Source organism: Lactobacillus sp. B4005 (assembly GCF_026536045.1).
Classification (GTDB): domain Bacteria; phylum Bacillota; class Bacilli; order Lactobacillales; family Lactobacillaceae; genus Lactobacillus; species Lactobacillus panisapium.
On the sequence record NZ_JAFNOZ010000007.1, the window covers coordinates 21,156 to 44,193 of the forward strand.

General features: G+C 38.3%; 20 protein-coding genes. 6 read left to right on the forward strand and 14 right to left on the reverse strand.

All coding sequences use genetic code 11. From position 1 onward, the window contains the following. The first annotated feature begins 162 nt into the window (after positions 1 to 162). Positions 163 to 1,497 (forward strand): MFS transporter, encoded by a 1,335-nt coding sequence (locus tag J3U73_RS09780; RefSeq protein ID WP_267410332.1) that lies wholly within the window; start codon positions 163 to 165, stop codon positions 1,495 to 1,497. Positions 1,498 to 1,570: 73 nt separating this feature from the next. Here the strand turns inward: J3U73_RS09780 and J3U73_RS09785 are convergent, their stop codons facing one another. From J3U73_RS09785 to J3U73_RS09850, 14 genes are all read right to left on the reverse strand, one after another. After that, complete coding sequence (locus J3U73_RS09785; RefSeq protein WP_267410333.1) at positions 1,571 to 3,127, reverse strand: ClC family H(+)/Cl(-) exchange transporter; 1,557 nt, start codon at positions 3,125 to 3,127, stop codon at positions 1,571 to 1,573. 92 nt (positions 3,128 to 3,219) lie between these two features. Next, positions 3,220 to 4,605, reverse strand: coding sequence for an NADP-dependent phosphogluconate dehydrogenase (gene gndA, locus J3U73_RS09790; RefSeq protein WP_267410334.1), 1,386 nt, complete (start codon positions 4,603 to 4,605; stop codon positions 3,220 to 3,222). Positions 4,606 to 4,711: 106 nt separating this feature from the next. After that, positions 4,712 to 6,526 carry a pyruvate oxidase gene (gene spxB / locus J3U73_RS09795; RefSeq protein ID WP_267394249.1) on the reverse strand — a complete coding sequence of 605 codons (1,815 nt, stop codon included), beginning with the start codon at positions 6,524 to 6,526 and terminating at the stop codon, positions 4,712 to 4,714. A 265-nt stretch (positions 6,527 to 6,791) separates the two neighbouring features. Beyond that, positions 6,792 to 8,690: a tRNA uridine-5-carboxymethylaminomethyl(34) synthesis enzyme MnmG gene (gene mnmG / locus J3U73_RS09800; protein WP_267394247.1), complete on the reverse strand. Its 1,899-nt coding sequence runs from the start codon at positions 8,688 to 8,690 to the stop codon at positions 6,792 to 6,794. A 10-nt stretch (positions 8,691 to 8,700) separates the two neighbouring features. Then, entirely contained in the window at positions 8,701 to 10,086 is a 1,386-nt protein-coding gene (gene mnmE / locus J3U73_RS09805) for a tRNA uridine-5-carboxymethylaminomethyl(34) synthesis GTPase MnmE (protein ID WP_220268787.1), read from the reverse strand. 99 nt (positions 10,087 to 10,185) lie between these two features. Continuing rightward, complete coding sequence (locus tag J3U73_RS09810; protein ID WP_220220409.1) at positions 10,186 to 11,052, reverse strand: membrane protein insertase YidC; 867 nt, start codon at positions 11,050 to 11,052, stop codon at positions 10,186 to 10,188. 1 nt (position 11,053) lies between these two features. After that, the gene (rnpA, locus tag J3U73_RS09815; RefSeq protein WP_267410335.1) at positions 11,054 to 11,422 is read right to left on the reverse strand and encodes a ribonuclease P protein component; all 369 of its coding nucleotides are present in this window, start codon (positions 11,420 to 11,422) and stop codon (positions 11,054 to 11,056) included. 51 nt (positions 11,423 to 11,473) lie between these two features. After that, positions 11,474 to 11,614: a 50S ribosomal protein L34 gene (gene rpmH, locus J3U73_RS09820; protein WP_003549412.1), complete on the reverse strand. Its 141-nt coding sequence runs from the start codon at positions 11,612 to 11,614 to the stop codon at positions 11,474 to 11,476. Between the two features lie 285 nt (positions 11,615 to 11,899). Next, a complete protein-coding gene (locus J3U73_RS09825) occupies positions 11,900 to 12,184 on the reverse strand; it encodes a hypothetical protein (protein ID WP_103752631.1) in 285 nt (94 codons plus the stop codon). A gap of 118 nt (positions 12,185 to 12,302) precedes the next feature. Continuing rightward, positions 12,303 to 13,328 (reverse strand): tyrosine-protein phosphatase, encoded by a 1,026-nt coding sequence (locus J3U73_RS09830; RefSeq protein WP_267410336.1) that lies wholly within the window; start codon positions 13,326 to 13,328, stop codon positions 12,303 to 12,305. A 13-nt stretch (positions 13,329 to 13,341) separates the two neighbouring features. Further along, the gene (locus tag J3U73_RS09835) at positions 13,342 to 14,628 is read right to left on the reverse strand and encodes a PTS sugar transporter subunit IIC (RefSeq protein WP_267410337.1); all 1,287 of its coding nucleotides are present in this window, start codon (positions 14,626 to 14,628) and stop codon (positions 13,342 to 13,344) included. After that, positions 14,612 to 14,938, reverse strand: coding sequence for a PTS sugar transporter subunit IIB (locus tag J3U73_RS09840; RefSeq protein WP_220220413.1), 327 nt, complete (start codon positions 14,936 to 14,938; stop codon positions 14,612 to 14,614). Before J3U73_RS09840 ends, J3U73_RS09835 begins: the two co-directional genes overlap by 17 nt. A 5-nt stretch (positions 14,939 to 14,943) precedes the next feature. After that, a complete protein-coding gene (locus J3U73_RS09845; protein WP_267410338.1) occupies positions 14,944 to 15,249 on the reverse strand; it encodes a PTS lactose/cellobiose transporter subunit IIA in 306 nt (101 codons plus the stop codon). A 118-nt stretch (positions 15,250 to 15,367) separates the two neighbouring features. Beyond that, complete coding sequence (locus J3U73_RS09850) at positions 15,368 to 16,111, reverse strand: MurR/RpiR family transcriptional regulator (protein ID WP_220220415.1); 744 nt, start codon at positions 16,109 to 16,111, stop codon at positions 15,368 to 15,370. Positions 16,112 to 16,825: 714 nt separating this feature from the next. Between J3U73_RS09850 and dnaA the strand changes: the two genes are divergently transcribed. The 5 genes from dnaA (at position 16,826) to gyrB (ending at position 23,034) form a co-directional block, all read left to right on the forward strand. Continuing rightward, positions 16,826 to 18,193: a chromosomal replication initiator protein DnaA gene (gene dnaA, locus J3U73_RS09855; protein ID WP_220220416.1), complete on the forward strand. Its 1,368-nt coding sequence runs from the start codon at positions 16,826 to 16,828 to the stop codon at positions 18,191 to 18,193. Between the two features lie 172 nt (positions 18,194 to 18,365). Next, entirely contained in the window at positions 18,366 to 19,496 is a 1,131-nt protein-coding gene (dnaN, locus tag J3U73_RS09860) for a DNA polymerase III subunit beta (protein ID WP_103752639.1), read from the forward strand. Between the two features lie 217 nt (positions 19,497 to 19,713). After that, positions 19,714 to 19,935: a S4 domain-containing protein YaaA gene (gene yaaA, locus J3U73_RS09865; protein WP_103752640.1), complete on the forward strand. Its 222-nt coding sequence runs from the start codon at positions 19,714 to 19,716 to the stop codon at positions 19,933 to 19,935. A gap of 5 nt (positions 19,936 to 19,940) precedes the next feature. After that, on the forward strand, positions 19,941 to 21,077 hold the full coding sequence (gene recF, locus J3U73_RS09870; protein WP_267410340.1) for a DNA replication/repair protein RecF: 1,137 nt from the start codon (positions 19,941 to 19,943) through the stop codon (positions 21,075 to 21,077). Beyond that, a complete protein-coding gene (gene gyrB, locus J3U73_RS09875) occupies positions 21,070 to 23,034 on the forward strand; it encodes a DNA topoisomerase (ATP-hydrolyzing) subunit B (RefSeq protein ID WP_267384989.1) in 1,965 nt (654 codons plus the stop codon). The genes recF and gyrB overlap by 8 nt, the downstream gene beginning before the upstream one ends. The last annotated feature ends 4 nt before the right edge of the window (positions 23,035 to 23,038 follow it).

A 23,038-nucleotide genomic window follows, 5' to 3' on the forward strand; every position in this document is an offset into this window, starting at 1 on the left:
TTTTGATAATTTGCTAGCAAACCTGTGGGTATACAAAAATTGGACCTAGTAATTTAAAGACGTTTTGCAAGAAACCGAAATCTTTGTTATGTTATTATATAATAGCTTTGGCGTAAATAAAGGAGATGCAACAAATAGCCCACGATTTAAACCTTTCGGACTATGATTATGTTAAATAAAAAACATAGAATTAAACAAGATTATAAAAAAGCACCGCTTTCTAAAGTACATTTGCGCGTCATGTTGGCAATTTCTTTAGGACAATTTACCTGTGGCTTTTCACTTGGAATAACTGGAATGGCAATGAATAATGCCAGTAATTATATCGCAATCAGTGATTTATGGACTGGACTAATTGGTGCCGGTGGTTTAATTGGCTTATCAAGTAGTGCTTTTATTGGCCGTTTATCCGATAAGATTGGGCGCTGTGAACTATTAATGAGCAACATGTATGTGTTGGCAATTTTATCATTACTTCACCTCACAACTACCAATCTTACCTGGACCTTTCTTATTCGAATTGGCATTGGTTTAATGATGGCAATCGACTATACAGCCGGTAATGCCCTACTGACCGAATGGTTACCTAAAGGAGAAGACAGTAAAAGGCAGAGTCATCTCTTGATTTATTGGGTTCTTGGCTTTATTGCCTCATATCTTACTGGAACCCTCGTAAACGGTTTTGGAGCTCGTACTTGGCAGATCATTTTAGCAGCTGGAGCTGTTCCCGCTACTATTACTGCACTATTTCGGACAATTTTTCCCTTACCACCATCACCAGGTTGGCTTGCTAATAAAGGTAAAATAAAAATTGCTAATCGAGTAATTGGTAAAATATTAGGACACAAATGGGGTATTTCCAGGCATTTTAAGCGTCCGAAGGAAAATGGTTCAAGTTCCTGGACTATTTTATTCAGTAAAAAATATCTACGAAGAACTATGGTTGGCGGAATCTTTTATGCCTGTCAGACTTTCGCTTTCTTTGGTATCAGTATATTTTTACCAATTTTGCTAAATGGCATGAACATAAGCAACCCACGTGTTTCAGGAAATTTATACAATATCAGTATGCTGCTAGGAATTTTTCTGGGAATCTTTCTTTTCGATCATCTCAGTCGACGCGCATTTTTAATTAGTAACTTTTTGCTATCAACATTTTTAATCGGCCTGCTAGCACTGCTGCCAAATGCGCCATCTTCATTTAAGCTTCTACTATTTTCAGTTTTCTCAATTATTTTATCATCGGGTTTGGTTTTAGATTATCCATATCCAACCGAGTTGTTTGACGATAGTGTCCAGGCTAGTGGTGTGGGCACGTGCATTACTATTAGCCGCATTGGTGCTGCAGCTGGAACCTTCTTACTTCCAGTTTTGACCGATGTTGGCGGCGTCAATTTGGCAATGCTTGTTTGCGCCTGCGTATTATTCGCCGCCTTTCTTGTCTGCTTAATTTGGGCACCAGAAACTGCACCAAAATATTTAAAAAAGAACAAATAAAAAAAGCATGCTGCACTTGCTTTGATTGATATCGTTTTGAAATTGAAATCAACGCAATCAACAGCGTGCTTTTTTAGCCATCATACTTAATGCCTTGGAGTTGCCGCATTTGACTATAAACTCGGCCCCGTTGGTTTGAATCTAGTGCTAGGATCAATGAGTCTCCCGGCTTGATCACGGATTGACCATTAGGAACGATATAATTACCATCATGATAGATTGCTTTAACCAAGGTATCTTCTGGCCACTTAACTTGGGCAATTGTTTTTTCAGCAAGTTGACTGTCCTCATAGACAGGAACAGTTAGTTGATCCTCCTTACCCGATTTTTGAATAGTAACAGATGCGCCTTGTTCGGCCATTTTTTGGGCTAATATTCCGTATATTGGCTTACCACCTAACAGTTCATCAGTAAGTAAAGCAATAAACGCAACGACTGCAAGCGGCATTAAGTGCAGAAGCGATCCCACCATTTCCGTAATCAGCATTATCGCTGTAAATGGTGCCCGAATTACCGCAGCAAAATAGCCAGCCATCGCAAAAATTATTAAGTTAATTACTAACTTGGCGGGCAAAAGATGAAGCTGAACCATCATTAGACCATAACAGGCACCAATTAAAGCACCCATGGTTAAGACGGGTAAAAAGATTCCACTTGGCAAGCCAGAGTCATATGAAATGATTGAAAATACTATTCTAATGACAAAATAAAGCACAAGTAGTTTTACCATCTGCCAATTATTAATTTTAATCATCTTTGGTAACGCCAAAATTAAGCGATTGCCTGGTCCAGTTATCAGTGGCCAAAAATAGGCAATTGGAATTAAAATTACTAGCGGAATAAGACTGTATAACCAGTTAGGCAGAATTTTGATTTTGGCATAAAATTCTTTTCCCTTAAATAAACCGGCTTTGTACAGATGCCCTAAGAGACCTAAGAGCAGTCCCAATACCAATAGGTGTCCGTATAATTGAACAGGAAAAGTATGCCGATAAACTAAAGATAATGCCGGTTTTTGACCAAAGAAATTGGATACGACATAATCTGAAACCAAGGCCCCAGCTAGTGCATTAAGTCCTACACGAGGTGAAAAGTTGTGAAAAACTTCTTCTAATACAAATAAGGCTCCACTAAGTGGTGCACCAAATGCGGCTGCCAGTCCACTTGCGGCACCCGTTGATAGCAATACGCGCTCGTTTGTTTTAGCCTCTTTAGAGGCTTTTGCCATCCCTTGACCGATAGTTGACCCGATCTGAAGTGAAGGCCCCTCAGGCCCCAAAAATAGGCCCGTACTAATGACTAGAATGCCGCCAATCACTTTCCGCCACAAAATCGGCCACCAACTAAGTTGCAATTTACCTGCAAGCTGTAATTTTACTTCAGGAATACCAGATCCCCCAACGTGGGGATATTGCTTAACAAAATAGCCCGCAATCAAGCCAACTGCAGCTAAGCCGATAACAATTGGTAAGAACCATAACCAACTTTGATGAGCCAGATGAAACAACATTAGCCACAAGCTAGACATTTGCTCTATTCCAAACCGGAAAAAGCCAACAACTATTCCACTGCAGAGGCCGACTAGCATTGCCTCTAGCAGCAGCTTAATCTGAATTCTATTATTTTTCATTTCGTACCCACTTTGAACTAGTTTCATCACAGCAAAAAACCAGTCAAAAACTAATTTTAACTGGTTTTTGTTTTGTTACACGTGTAACAGAATTATTTTTCTTCGTACCACTCAGTATGGTAAACTCCATCACGATCATTTCTGAAGTAAGTATGTGCGCCAAAGTAATCACGTTGACCTTGAATTAAATTAGCTGGCAGACTTGGATTAAAAATTGACTCCAAATAGTTAAGTGAAGCACTTAAAGTTGGTGTAGGAATCCCGGCCTTGGTTGCAAGCTCAAGCACTTTACGCAATGCTGGGGTATCCTTCTCCATCAAGTCCTTAAAGTAAGGATCTTGGAACATATTGTCAAGCTTCTTGCCATCAGCAAAAGCTTTTTCAATATCTTTTAACATCGATGAGCGAATAATGCAGCCAGCTTCCCAAGATTGAGCAATTGCAGGATAACGTAATTCCCAATGGTAAGCATCAGCAGCCATTTTTAATTGCTGGAAGCCCTGCGCATATGCAACAGCCTGGCTTAACTGCAATGCTTTTCCTAGGTTTTCGATTAAATCATCTGGAACTTCACCAGTCCAATTAATTTCTTTACCTTCACGCGTAGTAGCCTTTGACATAAACCGACTGATAACTGCTTCGGCTATTACACTAATTGGAACACCTAAATGAACTCCATCTTCTAGCATCCAGTTACCAGTACCCTTATATGAAGCAACGTTTAAAATATGATCAATTACATGATCTGGGGTCAAATCATCTTTTTGCTTCAATACTTCGGAGGTTATCTCACTAAGATAGGCCTTAACTATGCCTTGATTCCAGTCAGCAAAAATTGCGGACATTTCATCATTAGATTTTCCTGCTACTTTACGTAAGATATCGTAAACTTCGGAAAACTCTTGCATGATACCATACTCAATTCCGTTATGTACCATTTTAACGTAATGACCACTGCCTTCAGGACCAATGAAGCTGACACATGGCTGGCCATCATCATTTTTAGCAGCAATTGCTTCTAAAATAGGGGCAACTTCCTTATAAGCTTCTTCATCACCACCCGGCATCAATGCTGGACCATTTAAAGCTCCCTCTTCACCGCCTGAAACACCCATGCCAATAAAATGAATGCCATGCTCTTTCATTTCGTGAAAACGCCGATTAGTATCATGGAAGTTTGAATTTCCACCATCAAGTAAAATATCGCCTTTATCAAGTAATGGTAATAGCTTATGTAAAGTTTCATCAACTGGCTTGCCGGCCATAATTTGAATCAAAATCTTACGTGGTTTCTCTAGAGAATTGACAAATTCTTCCCAAGTATAAGTTGGTTTTAATTTATCATCCTGATATTTGGCAAAAGCATCGACTTCTTTTTTATCAATACTAAAGCCTGAAACGGAGAAGCCACTATTTCTAACATTTAAAGCAAGGTTCTTGCCCATTACGGATAAGCCAATGATTCCGAATTGTTGCATATTTAATCCTCCATCGTACAATTTCATACTCTATTATTATACTTGTACGGTAGCAAAAAAGCGAAACTTTCAAAAAGTTTCGCTTTTCCATTTCTAATAATATTTATTAGTGTGCTGAAGCACCTGAAGTTGTGTCAGGCTCTTCTTCTTCTGGTTCAGGTTCTTCTTCTTCAGCTTCTGAAGCACCTGAAGCAGCATCTTCAACTAAACCATATTTATCAGCAAAGTAGCTGAATGGCTTCAAATCTTCAGCTTGATACTTCTTAACAAATTCAGGGTCATCAAGTGTGTTCAATTCAGTTGAGTAAGGCATGTCATGAGTGAACTTGATGTCGATTAACATTGGTCCATCCATTTGCTTGAATTCCTTAACTGCGTCTTCGAATTCCTTCTTAGTACGTACAGTTACACCCTTAACGTTCATACCTTCAGCAACTTTGGCCCAATCGTTGTTTGGCAAAATAACGCCAGATAATGGTTGGTGTGATTCGTCAACTTGTTCAGCTTCAATGTAGCCTAAAGTATCATTAGTAAAGACAACGTTCAAAATGTGCATGTTGTAACGAGCTTCAGTCAATAATTCTTGATTCATCATTGCAAAGCCACCGTCACCACCTAAGTTCCAAACTTCACGTTCTGGGTGAACAGTTGCAGCAGCAAGAGCAGCAGGGGAGCCAAAGCCCATAGTTGCGTATAATCCAGAGGTTGCCCATGTTTGTTCATCATGCAGATTTACTAAACGCTGGAAATCAATATTGATGTTACCAACATCAATTGCAAATTGTGCATTGTCTGCAGCATATTTATTAATAATATCAAAGATTGGTTCGCGACGAATTGGCATTTCGTCTGAGTCAACAAAACTGTTTTCCCAGTCTTCCCAGTTTTTACGGTCTGCAATGGCAGCCTTGTAAAGTGGTGATTCTTCACGAGCTTTACCGGCATCAATGATTGCTTGCAAAGTCTTGGCACCATCTGCCAAAATTGGGACATCAACTGCGTGACGCTTACCCAACTTTTCAGAATCTACATCAATTTGAACAACCTTGGCCTTAGGGTCAAAGAAGAAAATTGAAAATGGTGAGTCATTACCAACCCAAATTACAGCATCTGCGTGAGTTTGAATATCGTCACTTGGCTTTGGAGCAACACGACCGATTGAACCCATGTATGCTGGACACTTATCTTCAACAACACCTTTAGCCATAACTGACGACATCAATGGGGTCTTGAATTTTTCAGCGAATTTTTCTAAGACATCGCCATGTCCCTTCATACCTAAGCCAAAGTAAACAACTGGATTTTTAGCTTCTTCAAGAAGCTTAACAGCTGCATCAATCTCTTCTTTCTTAGGAGCTGCATAGTTAGGAATCGCTTCCAATGCATTGTAATTTACACGGAAATTGTCATCAATCTTATCCCAACCAAAGTCCTTAGGTAAGATTAAAACTGCTGGACCCTTCTTAGCATAAGCTTGACGAATAGCTTCATCCATCATTGCAGGGATTTGTTCAGCCCGCTTGATTTGGTGATTCCAAACTGCAACGGGATCAAACCAAGGCTTTTCATCAAATGCTTGGAAAAAGTCCATATCTTGACGACTAGTTGGAACATTAGCAATAATCGCTACCATTGGAACCTTGTCGTATTTAGCATCGTACAAACCATTCATTAAGTGAACAGCACCAGGACCAGCTGAACCAAAGCATACGCCAACTTTGCCAGTAAATTTATATTCAGCTGAAGCTGCCAAAGCTGCAGCTTCTTCATGCCGAACCTCAATATACTTCAATTTACCCTTGAAGTCGTGGATAGCATTCATAGTTGAATCGAATGAACCACCTGGGAAACCATAAATATGATCAATATGCCAGTCCAATAAAACTTGGAGCATAGCATTTGCGCCATTAATTTTTGCCATTTTTAAAGTGCATCTCCTTAAATACATTTACTTACATACTGTATTAAAACATATAATTTCACAATTTCAAGTGAGTAAAATTATTGGTTGGACAGATATGTAAGCGCTTTGTAAAAATATTATTTTCACAAACTTATATCAATAAATAATCACTTTAAGATAAGAGCAATAATTATATTTGTGATTATCTGATCATTAACGTTTATTTTGTGTCTTTTTTGAATTATTTATTTTCAGAAAAAGAATTTTAAATTTTTTCTAAAAGTTACTTTTTGATTTTAGCATAACGACCATTTTGAACGTAAACACTCAAAATCGCCATATCGGCTGGATTTACCCCAGAGATCCGTTCAGCTTGTGCGATCGTCTCAGGTCTAATCTTCTCAAATTTTTCCCGTGCTTCTGTTGCTAAGCCTTCAATTGCTTGGTAATCAATATCAGCTGGTATTTTTTTGGCTTCTTGGCGGTGCAAACGATTAATTTGTTGCTGTTCCTTCTTAATATAGCCGGCATACTTAACATTAATTTCAATCTGCTCCTTAACGTAGCGCTCAGTTGAAATTGTTTCGCCCGTCAGTTTTTCAATATCATCAACTTTAACTCGTGGCCGACGTAAGAATACATCTGCTTTTACACCAGCTTTAAGCTTATCTTCACCAATACTTGCAAGGTATGCCTGCACTTTTTCATCGGGATGAATAGTAATTGTCTTTACAGCATTTTCGGCTTGCTTGATTTGCTCTTTTTTAGCCAAAAACTTCGAGTAGCGCTCTTCCGAAATCAGACCAAGTTGATAACCATAATCCGTTAAACGTAAGTCAGCATTGTCATGACGTAAAATCAGCCGGTATTCCGCCCGTGAAGTCAGCAATCTATATGGCTCTTCTGTTCCCTTCGTTACTAAATCATCAATTAAAACGCCAATATATGCCTCATCGCGACCTAAAGTAAAGCTAGGTCGATTGGAAGCACGTAAAGCTGCATTAATACCAGCAATTAAGCCTTGTCCCGCAGCTTCTTCGTAACCAGAAGTACCGTTCATTTGCCCGGCAGTAAACAGATTCTTAATGTTTTTAGTCTCCAAGGTATGCTTTAACTGCCAAGGATCAATTACGTCATACTCAATCGCATAACCCGGACGCATCAATTCGGCATCTTCTAATCCTGCAACCGTGTGTAGCATTTTTAATTGAATTTCTTCGGGCATTGAAGTTGAAAAATCGCCAACATAAACTTCCTTGGTATTTTTACCTTCCGGCTCAAGAAAAATTTGGTGGCGCGGCTTATCAGCAAAACGCACTACCTTTGTCTCAATTGATGGACAGTAACGTGGACCCACACCTTTAATCTCACCTGAAAACATTGGTGAGCGGGTTAGATTTTCGTTAATAATTTTGTGTGTTCTTTTATTAGTGTACGTCATCCAGCAAGAAACTTGCTCTTTTAGATAGTCCTCATCTTTACTTTCAAAGGAAAAATGACGCGGTATCTGATCGCCTGGCTCCTCTTCCGTTTTAGAGTAGTCAATCGTATTACTATTGACGCGTGGCGGCGTCCCGGTTTTAAAACGACGTAATTTAAAACCCAGTTTTTCCAGATTCTCAGAAAGTTTAATTGCCGGAATAGTATTGTTAGGACCTGAAGAATAATTTAATTCACCAATATAAATGCGACCACGAGCCGAAGTTCCTGTAGTTAACACAACACTTTTGGCATGATACCTGGCACCCGTATTAGTAATTAGTCCTTTACATACACCGTCTTCAACTATTAGTTCATCAACGGTTGCCTGGCGCAATGTCAAATTAGGTGTTTCTTCGATTACGCTCTTCATCTGCTCATGATATTGCCACTTATCAGCTTGCGCACGGAGAGCTTGAACAGCGGGGCCTTTACCCGTATTGAGCATTCTCATTTGAATATAAGTTGCATCAATGTTTTTACCCATTTGACCACCAAGGGCATCAATTTCACGTACTACTGTCCCTTTCGCTGGACCACCAACCGAAGGGTTACAAGGCATAAACGCAACCATATCTAAACTAATTGTTAATAGCAGCGTCTTTTGGCCCATTCTGGCGCTAGCTAAGGCAGCTTCACTACCTGCATGACCTGCACCAACGACGATTACGTCATAATCGTTTGAGTCATAATTCTTAATCATTCTTTTACACCTATTTTCCTAAACAGAATTGACTAAATAGTTGATTAACAAGTTCATCTGGACTACTTTCACCAGTAATTTCGCCTAGAGTATCCCAAGCACCATTGAAATCAATTTGTGCAATGTCAATTGGCACCTCAGTTTCTAACGCAGCAATGACATCCTGCAACTGCTTTTTGGCCTTTTCAAGTAATCCTACTTGTCTTTGATTAGTTACCATTACTTGATCGTTTGAATTTTCAATACCGTTAAAGAATAAATCTTTAATTGCTTCTTTTAACTGATTCAAATTCTTTCTCTGCAAAATAGAAGTCGGAATTACTTCGCTGTTAGTTAACTCTTTCATTTCAGCAGCTGATACTTTTTGGCCCAAATCGGTTTTATTTAAGATAACAATTCTCTTTTTGTTTGCCGTTGCCGCAATTAATTCGCGATCTTCTGGATCTAGCTCCTTACTTGAATCAAACAAGAGTAAAACCAAATCAGCTTGATCCAAAGCCTTTTTTGATCGTTCTACGCCAATTTTTTCTACTTTATTTTCAGTGTGCCGAATACCAGCTGTATCAATTAATTTTAGCGGTACCCCTTCAACAGAAACGTATTCTTCAAGCGTATCTCGCGTTGTACCAGCGATATCCGTTACAATTGCAGTATCGCTTTTAGTTAAATAATTGAGCAGCGATGACTTACCAACGTTGGGTTGACCAATAATTGCAGTCGCTAGACCGTTACGTAACGCCGTTCCCTCGGCAGCAGTCTTAAGCAGACCATCAATTTTACCAATAACTGATTGCGAAACCCTAGTCATTTGCTCAGATGTCACTTTATCAGCATCATATTCAGGATAATCAATATTAACTTCAACATTTGCAAGAGTGTCTAAAATCTCTTGGCGCATTGCCTGAATTTTTGCTAATAATCCACCTTCAAGCTGATTTTCGGCAACCTGCCTTGCACGATCGGTTTTAGCGCGAACAATATCCATTACGCTTTCAGCTTGGGTTAAATCAATTCGCCCATTAACAAACGCCCGTTTAGTAAACTCTCCTGGCTCAGCCATGCGCGCACCGTTTCTTAGCAAAAGCTGTAAAATGCGATTGGTGACAACAATTCCGCCGTGACAATTAATTTCCACAATGTCTTCGCGCGTAAAAGTCTTTGGCGCCAGCATAACGGAGACCATTACTTCGTCAATTATTTGCTTATTTTCGGGGTCAACAATGTGCCCATAATGAATAGTATGACTAGGAGCTTTAGTTAAGTCTTTTCCTTTAAAAACCCGGTTGGCGATTTTAACTGCATCTTCACCAGACAATCTGACAATTGAAATACCACCTTCACCGATCGGCGTTGAAATTGCTGCTATCGTATCAAATTCAGTCAAAGTTTGTGCCATGATTTCTCCTTTTCAATAAAAAAAGCGCATTATACCACCATGAATAATAATCATGATGGATAAAGCACTTTGACTACTTTATCTAAAAAATACTTTAGATTAATGTTTACGTTTTAATCGTTTATAAGTCTTCCGTAGTTGCCGCTTACGTTCGCGTTCAGCTTCAGCCTTAGCTTCTTGTTCATGCCGATATTTAATCGGATTCTGCAAGATAAAGGTTTGAACCACTTGGAAGAGGTTAGAAATTACCCAGTACAAAACAATTGCTGATTGGAAGTAGATACCCATTATACCGACCATTACGGACATTCCGTAAGTCATAATCTTAGTCGAAAAGTTTTGTGATTCTTTCGGCGTTGATAATTGACTAATGTAAGTCGATAAGAACGTTAAGATCATCGACAAAATCGGCATAATAAAGTATGGATCCGGCTCACCTAAGTCCATCCACAAAAAATGGCCAGTCTGTAATTGTGGCGTCTGCCAAATCGCACCATACAAAGCATACATAACAGGCAGCTGAATAATCAGTGGCAAACAACCTGCGTATGGATTAATGCCAGCTTCTTTATAGAGCTTATTAGTTTCTTGTGAAAGCAGTGTTCGCGATTCTGTATCATTACCTGGATATTTTTTGCGCAATGCATCAATTTCAGGCTGAATCCCTTGCATTTTAGTTGTACTCTTAATCTGCAATGCACTAAGTGGATACAAGATTAACCGCACAATAACGGTAAAGACAATAATTGCCCAACCGTAACTGTTGTTCATTATCTTCGCAAGCCATAACAGGAACGTTGACATGTAATAAATTACCCAACGATCCCACCAGTTACCACTAGTATGTGAAACAGGAGCTGGCTTAGCATTTGAAGCAGCACATCCAGTTAGTACAACGGCAACTGCCATCACTGCTAATAGCACAAGTACACGTTTGACATTCTTTTTAGTTAAAATGTCTTTCACTCTAATCTTCCTCAACTTTTTCAGGTATTTCTTCTATAATATTAGCCAAAAAGAGCGCATGAAGCAAATTCTTCCGGACTTCTGCCATCCTAAAATTTCGTACAAACGGTCTAGCAATTACCAAAAAATCAATCTGTGTATCAATTGCAGGCTTATTTTCAGTAAGAACTGCTCGAATATAACGTTTGAGGCGATTACGTACAACCGCGGTATGTCCGACCTTTTTGCCAACTGAAATTCCAACCCGAAAATGAGTATTCTCGGGTTTAGCTATTTTATAGATGACAAACGCCCGATTTGCTACTGAATTACCAGATTTAAAAACTCGCTGAAAATCATTTTCAGTTTTAACTCGATAAGACTTTCTCAAAACGTTTCATTCCACTCTTTGATATTAAAAAAACCACTGGGATTCAGTGGTTTAAGCAGATAAGACTTTTCTACCCTTTGCACGGCGTCTAGCCAAAACCTTACGGCCATTTGATGTGCTCATACGCTTCATAAAGCCATGAACGCGTGAACGGTGACGCTTTTTAGGTTGGTAAGTTCTTTTAGTTGTCATTAAACTACACCTCCATTTTTAATATGCTAACTGCACAATTTAATATCTAGGATACCATGATTAAAATAAAAAACCAAGTGAAAACGAAAAAAATGCGAATTTACTACCTAAATATATGTTCTTAGCCCCAAAAGATTCTAACACATGTCTTTAGAATGTTTGATCAGCTTTATATTCTTTATTTTTAGCAATTCTACTCTAGAGCAGATTTTTGTTTCATAATTGGATATAATTCGGTAATTTTGCCACTTTTATTATGCTCTAGTAAAAATTCTTGCTATCTTTTTACTTTCCATTCAAATCTTCTTGATGAATTTCAATTGATGGGTAATGACCTAATGACGGCAAAAAGGTATCTAATGGGCAACTATAAACCATGTAGTAATCCCCTTCTTCTTTATTAGCATTATATTCAGTGAACTTCTGCTCAGCCTTTTTGGGATCCTTAGTAAGGTAGACTACACTGACAACACCGACTTTTTCCTGAGCAACATTTTCAACGCATCCCTTAAGAATCACTTTAAGGTTACCATCGTCTTTTAATGCCATTTTGATATAATCATCGTTCATTGGCTAAAATCTCCTTTATTTTTTCAGTAATTGCGTGAAAATATTTAGTTCTATTTTACTATTTTTCACGTGAAACAAAAAGTGGTTCTCACCTTCATGGTAGAATCACTTATCATTATTACTCTAAATATATTTTTCTCAAGGCAACGACTTCTTCAGGGGTAACCTTAAGTTCATTCTTAAAATAAGCGTCAATGCTGCCAGAAAGATTAATCATTTCAGCAAAAGAGGCCTCTAAATATTCCGATCGGGTATCAAGCATCGAATACAAGTAAGCAAGTACATTTTGATCATCTGTTTCGTGCGCATATTGCGCCATTCGATGCTGGTTGCGCTTCTTACGCAGCGTCTTAGTCAGCATATAATCACTTATAATCGTATCCATATCAACACCAAGCAGATACAAAATGATTGCTACACCGTAGCCTGTCCGATCTTTACCGCCACGGCAATGCTGATCTAGCGGAACGTTTTCTTGCTCTAGCAAAACATCTAATAATTTGCGATAAATCCGTTTATTCTCATCAAGCCGGACAAAATCTTTACTTTGATTAATCATCGTCTTGCCTGAATTATCTAAACGAACATTTTGATCTACTTCTCGCTGAACTAATTGGCGAACTTTTTCATGTGTACTGCCAGCCTTGGCCGCCAGAACTGCTCTTTGCGCGTCAGGAACTAGGTGAAAAGTTTGCTGCAATGCTTGCCAGTTCTGATTTGGCTGAGCCAAATATTCGGCTGGACTGCGATAATCAACCACCGTTTTTAGTCCAATTAAATCCAAAACCCGCTTATCATTTTCAGTAAGCCGGTGCAAATGATCAGAGCGAAATAATTTCCCCCACCTGATCCTTTTTCCATCTGCACCAAGATATCCGCCTAAATCACGAAAGTTATTGGTCCCCTCAAGAGGAACTACTCTAGTTGCCCAAATTATTTCATTATCTTCGTCTTTAAGTAGAAAATATGGTCGCGCGTACTTAGTTACTTTTATTTCAATAGAGTTTTCTGATGTTGTCAGTAAAAACTCGCTGACAACTTTATCGGGCTGTGGCAATAAATAGATGCTAGTCTCCTTAGCATTACTCCATTTTAATTTGTACTCATCCCTACCCAAATATTTGACGTTAACATTTGCAATCATAAATCCTCCACTATTATTTGGTTTCTTCAGTTTTGGCTGCTTCTTGCGCACAGCATTGTTTATCAATCATTCTCATAAATGGATACCAGATAGCAAGTAAAATCACGAGTTGAACAACGTGCCAGATGACCATTCGCCATCCCCCCAGAAGAAATGCCCGGAAAAATTCAGGAGTTCCGGCAGTCTGAACCGGGATGCCATTAGGACGTGGAATAAGTCCAATATAAGTAGCCAAATACGTTGCTGCTACACTAATTGTTCCGCCCATCGTTAGTGGAATGAAGGCTAACGGATTTAATACCATTGGAATGCCGAATTTAAATGGCTCGCTTATGCCAAAGAAGGCAGGAATAAACCCGACTTTTCCCAAAGAGCGCAACCGTTCACTCTTAGAACGAATACATAAAATTGCATATGCTAAAGCTCTCGGGCCTTTTTGGTTAGTAATAAAAGTCATCGTCACAATATACGGCAATGCGGTTCCCGCTTTAAATGCATTTAAATTAGCAACATCAAATGGATAAAACAGGGTATATAGTACTGCTGTCGTAGCCATTGTTCCATGAATTCCAAAAAACCAGCAAAATTCGGCAAAAAACACGAGGACTAAAGCAGCAAATGGACTTGATCCTAAACCTTGCAAAGGTACTTGAATTAGCGTCATGATCATATCATCTACATTATGATACGGCGTTAATGTAAATAAGAAATTAACAATCGCATAAATAATAGTAATTAAGAAAATCGGCAACATTGACGCGAATGTTTTTGATACAAATTCTGGCACACTATCAGGCATTTTAATCACTAAATATTTATTATTAGCAAATAGCGCAAACAGCCTCGTAGCGGTCAGCGCTACTACCATGGCGACCAACATCCCTTGTGAGCCAATATAATTCATATCAAGGCCAATAAATTTACCTTTTTGTTCAATCATCGGTGTTACCAGTAAAAAGGCAACAAGCGATGAAATAATTGCCATAAATTTATCAACTTTAAGTTCAGCAGCTAAACTATTGGCTAATGAAACAACAACATAAATTGATAAGATATCGGTAGTAACTGCCGTAATGATATTAAAAATATTTTTTATTCCAGTTTGTGTAATAAAGCTTTGATACGGGCCAATATTTAAACTAAAAAAGATAGACGAAAATGAGCCGACCATCAAAACAGGTAAGATAGCCATCATCCCGCCGGCAATGGCAGAGACATATTTATTACGCTGAAATTTTCCCATTCCTGTTTGAATTTTGTCACGCCACTGTGCTAGCTTGGCCTTATTTGCGCTCACCATTAGCTTTTTTCTCCCCTTCCAAAACTTCTAGAGCATCATTAAGAACTTTTTCACCATTCATCATGCCGTAATCCATCTGGTCAATGACTCTGATCGGAATCGAAAATTCTTTCTCAAGTTCTGGTTTAATATGCCCCACTTGTGGCCCAAGCAAGATAATATCGAGGTCCGTATAATTATTAAGCGCAGATTCCGCAACGGCATTGATGTCAGCGTCAACCTTCTTTTTCTTAGCCGCTTTCTTCATCTGAGTCACCAACATGCTTGTAGAAAAACCACCTGCACAAGCTAACATTATTTTATAAGTCATTTTTACTAATTCCTTTCTTTTAAAATAGCAATAAGTTCTTTGGCCAAATCATTGACGGTCATCGCATTCATCAGATGATCTTGTGCATGTACCATCAATAAGGAAGGCCTTTCTGCACTGCCATTAATTTCTTTTTGCAATAATTTAGTTTGTAAGTTATGCGCCGCAAGTAGGTCATCATGCGCTTTTTTTAGCAATTCTTCGCTTGCCTGATAATCTTGCGAGCGTGCCTTACGAATTGCTGCAATACTTTCAGACCTAGCACTTCCTCCCTGCGAAATTAACTGCATAATAATTTGTTCTTGCTCCATCAATAAAGCCTCCTTCAATTGAGCTACAAGCGCTATTATAAGCGCTTACATTTTGGGGATGGCTTTTTTTTGGAAAAGTACACTATAAATCAGCTGATAAATAAAAAAACGTGTAATATTACACGTCTTTGATTTCCTTATTTAACCTTTTTGCATATCGCTTGAACAGCTCATTCATAACTAATAATACGGGTACTTTATCAGTAACATTATAATCATCGATTCGCTTGTCGGGCGAATAACAAAAAAGGCGTTCATCTGCCAATTTTGCCAACGGATTAACTGATAGATTGGTTAGAGTTATCAAGCAATTACCATGGCTCTTAATTTCCCGCGCTAGCTTCAATAATGGCTTTTTATTGCCAGATAAGCTAATTAGAAAAAAGAGATCACTACTTTCGTGGCCAATAATATGAGTTAAGTCACTAGGATAGTCATAAAAAAAGGACTTGTAATCAAGAGCATAAAAATTGCCAACGATTAGCCTAGTAACATATGCGGTTTGCCCCATTGAATAAAAATTAATCTTTTTCGCACTTAGCAATTTATCTAACACACGTTCCCATGGCATTTGACTAATTAGTTCCAGGTTTTTCTGTAATTCTTTTGCGCCATAATCACCAACCTTTTGGTTATCTATGGTTTCATTCTTGATCGAGCTCTTTAAATCGGCGAACCCAGTGTAGCCTAATTTATGGCAAAGCCGCGTAATTGTATTTGGATATGTGTAAAAGCGTCGCGCCAAGTAAGTGATTTTTAAGTCACCGATATCCTTTTTATTAGCCGCAAAATACTGCACGATCCTATCTTCTAAATCCGTAAAATTGATTGATTGACTGATAACTCGCTCTTCAAAAGTCATACTTTTCCCTCTTTACTAAAAAAATTTGTTGAGGCCATTGTACTTTTAGACTTTACGAAGTTACTAAAATGTAAACAAGTTATGAAAACAGCCACTAACTAATTCAATGAAGTTGAATTCTTCATGTGTTTATCTTGCAGTTAAGCTTAAAAGACACTGGTATAAGTTTTATTTTATGCATGCTAATAGCTATCATCTTTTTTTAATAAAAAGTGTTTTACCCATGAACGACCGCTAGCATGAATTAGTTAATTTTGATCTTTAATTTGTAAAACAAGCAGCCCCTTTTTACCGACAATAGCATTTTTATTATTCAATGTATTTAGGAGCAAATTGGTACCAAGTTTTAACATTTTTTCAGATAATTACTTATGTATCTTGTTTACAAAAGACCAGCATTTTTTATCCACAATTTATAACACACAGCAGTTTGCACAAGTTTATCCACAAGACACAACCTGTTAAAAAAGATATTCACAGCATGTGGATATCTCGCTGCATTATTCATCTCTTTTACTGGTAAATTAATAAAAATAATCCACAGGATTGCCTGCAAATTTCTCATTTCAAGATTTATTTCTCGCAAAATTTGTGTATCTTTCTAAAATATCTATCCACAACTTGTTGATTTTGGATTAATGTTATTCACTTGTGGAAAACATTTTATTTAGATGGTACAATAAGTTTTGCTTAACGTTATCGGAGGGAATTATTTTGTTTGACATCAATAAATTTTGGCAGCATTTTAACGATGAAATGCGTGAACGTTTTAATGAAGTTGCCTACAATGCTTGGTTTAAAAATACTAAACCCGTTTCCTATAATAAGGAAACTCATGAACTAAAAATTGCCGTCCAAAATCCGGTTACTAAAGGATATTGGGAAAAGAATTTGTCTACGCAGCTCATTCAGTCAGCATACGGATATGCCAATATTGAAGTGATTCCTGTTTTTCAGATCGAAGGCGATAGCAGTACTGAACGGCTCGTAACCCCAAAGCCGCAAACACAGCCATTACGTGAAAAGACGCAAAGACAAGAAACCAATGCATTTGTCCGCAATCTTAAGCTGAATGATAAATATACTTTCGATAACTTTGTTCAAGGTGAAGGAAATAAACTTGCAGCAGGTGCTGCTTTAGCTGTTGCCGATAGTCCTGGTAGTTTTTACAATCCGCTTTTTATCTTTGGTGGCGTGGGTCTAGGTAAAACACACTTGATGCAAGCGATTGGTCACCAAATGCTGGCAGAACGACCGAATGCGAAAGTCGTTTATATCCAAAGTGAAACCTTTGTTAACGACTTCATTAATTCCATTAAAAATAAAACGCAGGATCAATTCCGGGAAAAATATCGTACCTGCGACTTATTGTTAGTCGATGATATCCAATTTTTTGCCAAAAAAGAGGGCATTCAAGAAGAATTCTTCCATACTTTTGAAACGCTCTATAACGATCAAAAACAGATTGTTATGACGAGTGACCGGCTGCCAACCGAAATTCCTGACTTGTCCGAAAGACTGGTATCTCGGTTTACCTGGGGGCTGCAAGTTGAAATTACGCCACCCGATCTGGAAACGCGAATTGCAATCTTGCGGAAAAAGGCCGAGGCTGAAAATCTCATTATTGATGACAGCACACTCGATTACATTGCTTCACAAGTTGATACCAATATTCGTGAGCTTGAGGGTGCCTTGGTTAAAGTCCAGGCGCATGCAACAATTGAGCATGAAGACATCAACGTCAATTTAGCTCGCGAAGCCCTAGCAGATCTAAAACTGGTACAAAAAAATCAAGGCTTACAAATTTCTAAAATCCAAGAAGTCGTTGCTAATTATTTCCAAACTTCAACTTATGAATTGAAAGGAAAAAAGCGGGTAAGGCAGATTGTCGTACCGCGCCAAATTGCAATGTACCTGTCTCGTGAATTAACTGATTCCAGCTTACCTAAAATCGGTCAAGAATTTGGCGGCAAGGACCACACAACGGTGATGCATGCTTGCGATAAAATTAGTCGCGAAATAAAAACGGACTCAGATATCAAAACAGCAGTTTTTGATTTGAAGCAAATGCTTGATCGCTAAAAAGTGCTTAAGTGTGGAAAACTTTCAGTCTTGTACACATTTTCTTAACCGTCATAATTACGTTATTTTAGGGCAAATTAAGTTTTTCAACAGAAATCACAGGACCTACTAATACTACTTAATTAAATATATAATTAATAAATAAAACAAATGACAATCTAGGAGGTAACAAATGAAATTTACCGTAAACAGAAATCTGTTCGTTGATAATCTAAACAATGTAATGCATGCTATTTCTTCTCGTGCTACGATACCGATATTAAGCGGAATTAAACTCAACTTAACTGAAGATGAACTTCTTTTAACTGGTAGTGATTCTGACATTTCAATCGAAATTAGAATTCCGGTAAGTGAAGATTTAACTGTTGAATCAACTGGTGCAATTGTGTTACCAGCCCGGTTTTTCAGTGAAATTATTAGACGTTTGCCAGGTAAGGAATTTTCACTTGAAGTAAAAGAAAGTTTCCAAACACAAATTATCTCTGAAAATAGTGAATTCACAATCAATGGTCTTGATGCCAATAACTATCCAAGATTACCGGAAATTCCTGACGAGTCCTCTTTTATCATCTCAGGAAAAACTTTCCGCGAAATCATTAATGAAACCCAATTTGCAGTTGCAACCCAGGAAAGCCGTCTGGTTTTAACAGGTGTTCACTTTGACTTTGGCCCTGAGCGGATTCACGCTGTAGCGACTGACTCACATCGTCTTTCAAGTCGCGCATTGACGTTAGAAAATGGACCACAAGCTAAAACTGACTTAATTATTCCTGGTAAAAGTCTGCTTGAATTAGCACGTATTATCGGGGAAACTGATCCGGAAATTAAAGTTTGTCCGGGTGAAAATCAAGTACTCTTTGAAATTGGTAATATTCTGTTCTATTCACGTTTGCTTGAGGGCAGCTACCCTGATACTGAACGCTTGATTCCAAGTGAAAGCACAACAAGTGTTGAATTTGATTTAGCTGAGCTTTCTAGCGCGCTTGACCGTGCAAGTCTGTTAACTCACGCTGGCCGCAACAATGTTGTTGATTTAACCCTAGATACTGAAAACCAAACAGCTAAATTATCGGGTGAATCGGCAGAAATTGGTAACGTAGAAGAAGATGTTGCCTTTAAGAAATTGGAAGGCAAGAACTTGAAGATTTCCTTCAACCCTGATTATTTGCGTGATGCTTTGCGTGCTTCGGTAACTGATTCGGTTGTAATGGAATTTACCCAGCCACTGCGGCCTTTCACTGTAAATCCAGATAAAGATGATATCGACTTTGTGCAATTAATCACACCAGTTAGAACTTTTTAAACAAACTTTTAGGTAATAATGAAAAAGGCCATCGAAATGATGGTCTTTTCTTTGGCAATTTTCTCAAAATAGACAAAAAAGGCGTCTTATTCTATTTTTACTGTCATTCACTGTGATACGTTTATTTATAAAAAAATCGTTTATAGGGCTTTATATTGCGCTTAAAGTTGTATTTTACCTGTGAAACGCATATACTTAACTATAGGTAATTAAAGTGATGAAGGTGGATATTATCAAAGAGTTTAAGGTAAAGGGTGAGTATGTCACTCTCAGTCAATTTTTAAAAGAAGAAAGTATCATTTCTTCTGGTGGTCAAGCTAAGTGGTATCTGCAAGAAAATCCCGTTATCTTGAATGGGATTAAGGAAAATCGCCGTGGGAAAAAGATTAGACCTGGCGATCAGATTGAAGTTGCCCAAGAAAGATATGAATTTCGGTAACCTGAATGTATCTCAAGCACTTTATTGCACAAAATTATCGTAATTTACAGCAATTAGACGTAGTTTTTGATCCCAATGTCAATATTTTTATCGGGCAAAATGCGCAGGGCAAGACTAATCTGCTTGAGGCGATTTACTTTTTGGCATTAACGAGATCACATCGGACAAGTAGTGATAAAGAATTAATTGCTTTTGACCAGGATTATGCAAATATTTCTGGCCATGTATATAAAAGCCAAATTGATTTATCCTTAAGGGTATTAATTACCAAAAAGGGTAAAAAAGTCTGGGTTAATCGGATCGAACAAGCCAAACTGTCAAAGTATGTTGGACAGTTAAATGCAATTTTGTTTTCTCCAGAAGATTTAGATTTGATTAAAGGAGCACCGACACAAAGGCGGCGCTTTATGGATCAAGAATTTGGCCAGATTAATTCGGAATATCTTTATTTTGCCGGTAAATACAGACAGGTATTGCAACAAAAAAATAACTATCTGAAATTACTGGCAAAAGGACAAGCACGGGACATGATGTTTCTAGATGTTTTGTCCGATCAATTGGCTGGGGTTGCAGCTGAAGTGATTGTTCGGCGATTTAAATTTTTAAAGTACTTAGATCGTTATGCTCAAAACGCATATGAACACATAAGTTCCAGCAATGAAAAATTGACACTTCATTATCGACCATCAGTCAAAAAAGTAACTGAATCTGATAGTGTCGAAGAGGTATATCGCAAACTACTTGCTAATTACCAAAAAAATCAAAAGGTCGAATTACTGAAAAAAACAACTCTTAGTGGACCTCATCGTGATGATATTGAATTTGAATTAGATGGCAAGGATGCACATTTATATGGCTCGCAAGGCCAACAGCGAACAATTGCGCTTAGTGTTAAACTTGCGGAAATCCAATTAGTACATCATTTAACTGCCGAATATCCATTACTTTTACTCGATGATGTAATGAGTGAGCTTGATCATGACCGTCAAAGTGCTCTGCTCAACTACATTCATGGTAAGACACAAACTTTTATTACAACAACAGATCTCGAAGGTATTTCCTGGGAAATAATTAAAAAGCCTAAGGTATACCGGATTAAATCAGGGAAGATTTATTTAGAAGAGGGGAAATTGAATGGCTGATCAGAAGAAAGACAACCTCGACCAAATCAAGCAATATGAAAAAGAAGCTGATAAATATAATGCCAGCCAAATTCAAGTTTTAGGCGGGCTTGAAGCTGTTCGTAAACGGCCGGGTATGTATATTGGCTCCACAAGTTCTCAAGGCTTGCACCACCTAGTTTGGGAAATAATTGATAATGGTATTGATGAGAGCTTGGCAGGCTTTGCAACTAAGATCGAAGTTACCATCAATGAAGATGGTAGCGTAACTGTTCAAGATGATGGACGGGGAATTCCAGTTGACATTGAGAAAAAGACTGGTCGTCCAGCGCTTGAAACTGTCTTTACTGTTCTTCACGCCGGTGGTAAGTTTGGCGGTGGCGGCTATAAAGTATCTGGTGGATTGCACGGTGTTGGTGCTTCAGTAGTTAATGCATTATCAACCAAGCTGGATGTTACAACAATGCGTGATGGCAAAAAGTACTTTATTGACTTTGATCACGGTCGTGTTGATCATGAAATGAAAATGACTGGTACTGTGCCGTTGACTGATCATGGTACAATTGTTCACTTCTTCCCAGATCCTGATATCTTCACTGAAACTACTTCATTTGATGATAAAATCTTAAAAAATAGAATACGTGAATTAGCCTTTTTGAATAAAGGCTTAAAGCTGACGTTTACGGATAAGCGAAAAGATAGCGCCGAGACGGATGTTTATCACTATGAGGGTGGTATTCAAGAATACGTTTCGTTCCTAAATCGTGATAATGAAGTTTTATTTGATAAACCAATTTATGTAGAGGGGACTTTCAGCGACATTAATGTCGAAGTTTCTTTGCAATATACTAAGGGTTATAAAACAACCTTGATGACTTTTGCTAATAACATTCATACCTATGAAGGCGGAATGCATGAAGCAGGGTTCAAGACAGCCTTAACGCGTGTAGTTAACGATTATGCTCATAAGACTAAATTACTGAAAGATAATGATGATAATTTGTCTGGTGAAGATATTCGTGAGGGTATGACAGCAATCGTTTCTGTTAAGCACCCAAACCCACAATTCGAAGGTCAGACTAAGACCAAATTAGGTAATTCCGATGCTAGAACGGCAGTTGACCGGGCATTTTCTGAAACTTTCAATGCTTTCTTAATGGAAAATCCGCAAGTTGGCCGAAAGATTGTTGAAAAAGCACAGTTAGCTGAACGTGCTAGAACTGCTGCTAAGCGTGCTCGTGAAGTTACCCGAAAGAAATCAGGCTTAGAAATTGCTAATTTGCCAGGGAAATTGGCAGATAATACAAGTAATGATCCAAGTATTTCAGAATTATTCATTGTCGAGGGTAATTCAGCCGGCGGTTCTGCTAAGCAAGGTCGTTCAAGATTAACACAAGCAATTTTACCGATTCGTGGTAAAATTCTGAATGTTGAAAAAGCTTCGATGGATCGTATTTTGGCCAATGAAGAAATTCGGTCATTATTTACGGCATTAGGAACTGGTTTTGGAGCTGATTTCGATGTTTCTAAGGCCCGTTACCATAAGCTGATTATTATGACTGATGCCGATGTCGACGGGGCCCATATTAGAACGCTGCTGTTAACACTCTTTTACAACTATATGCGTCCAATGATCGACAAAGGATATGTCTATATCGCTCGTCCGCCTCTATACCAAGTTCGTCAAGGCAAGGTAATCAGATATTTAGATACTGATGAGGAATTGCATGACTACCTAGGCAGCTTGCAGCCAAGTCCAAAGCCAACGGTTCAGCGGTATAAGGGATTAGGTGAAATGGACCCAGAACAATTATGGGAAACAACCATGAATCCTGAAAATAGGCGGCTAGATCGGGTTAGTCCGGAATATGCCAAAAATGTCAATGAGGTGTTTGAATTACTCATGGGTAACGAAGTCGCACCGAGACGTAGTTTCATTGAAAGCAACGCTAAGTACGTTGAAAACTTGGATGCTTAGGAGG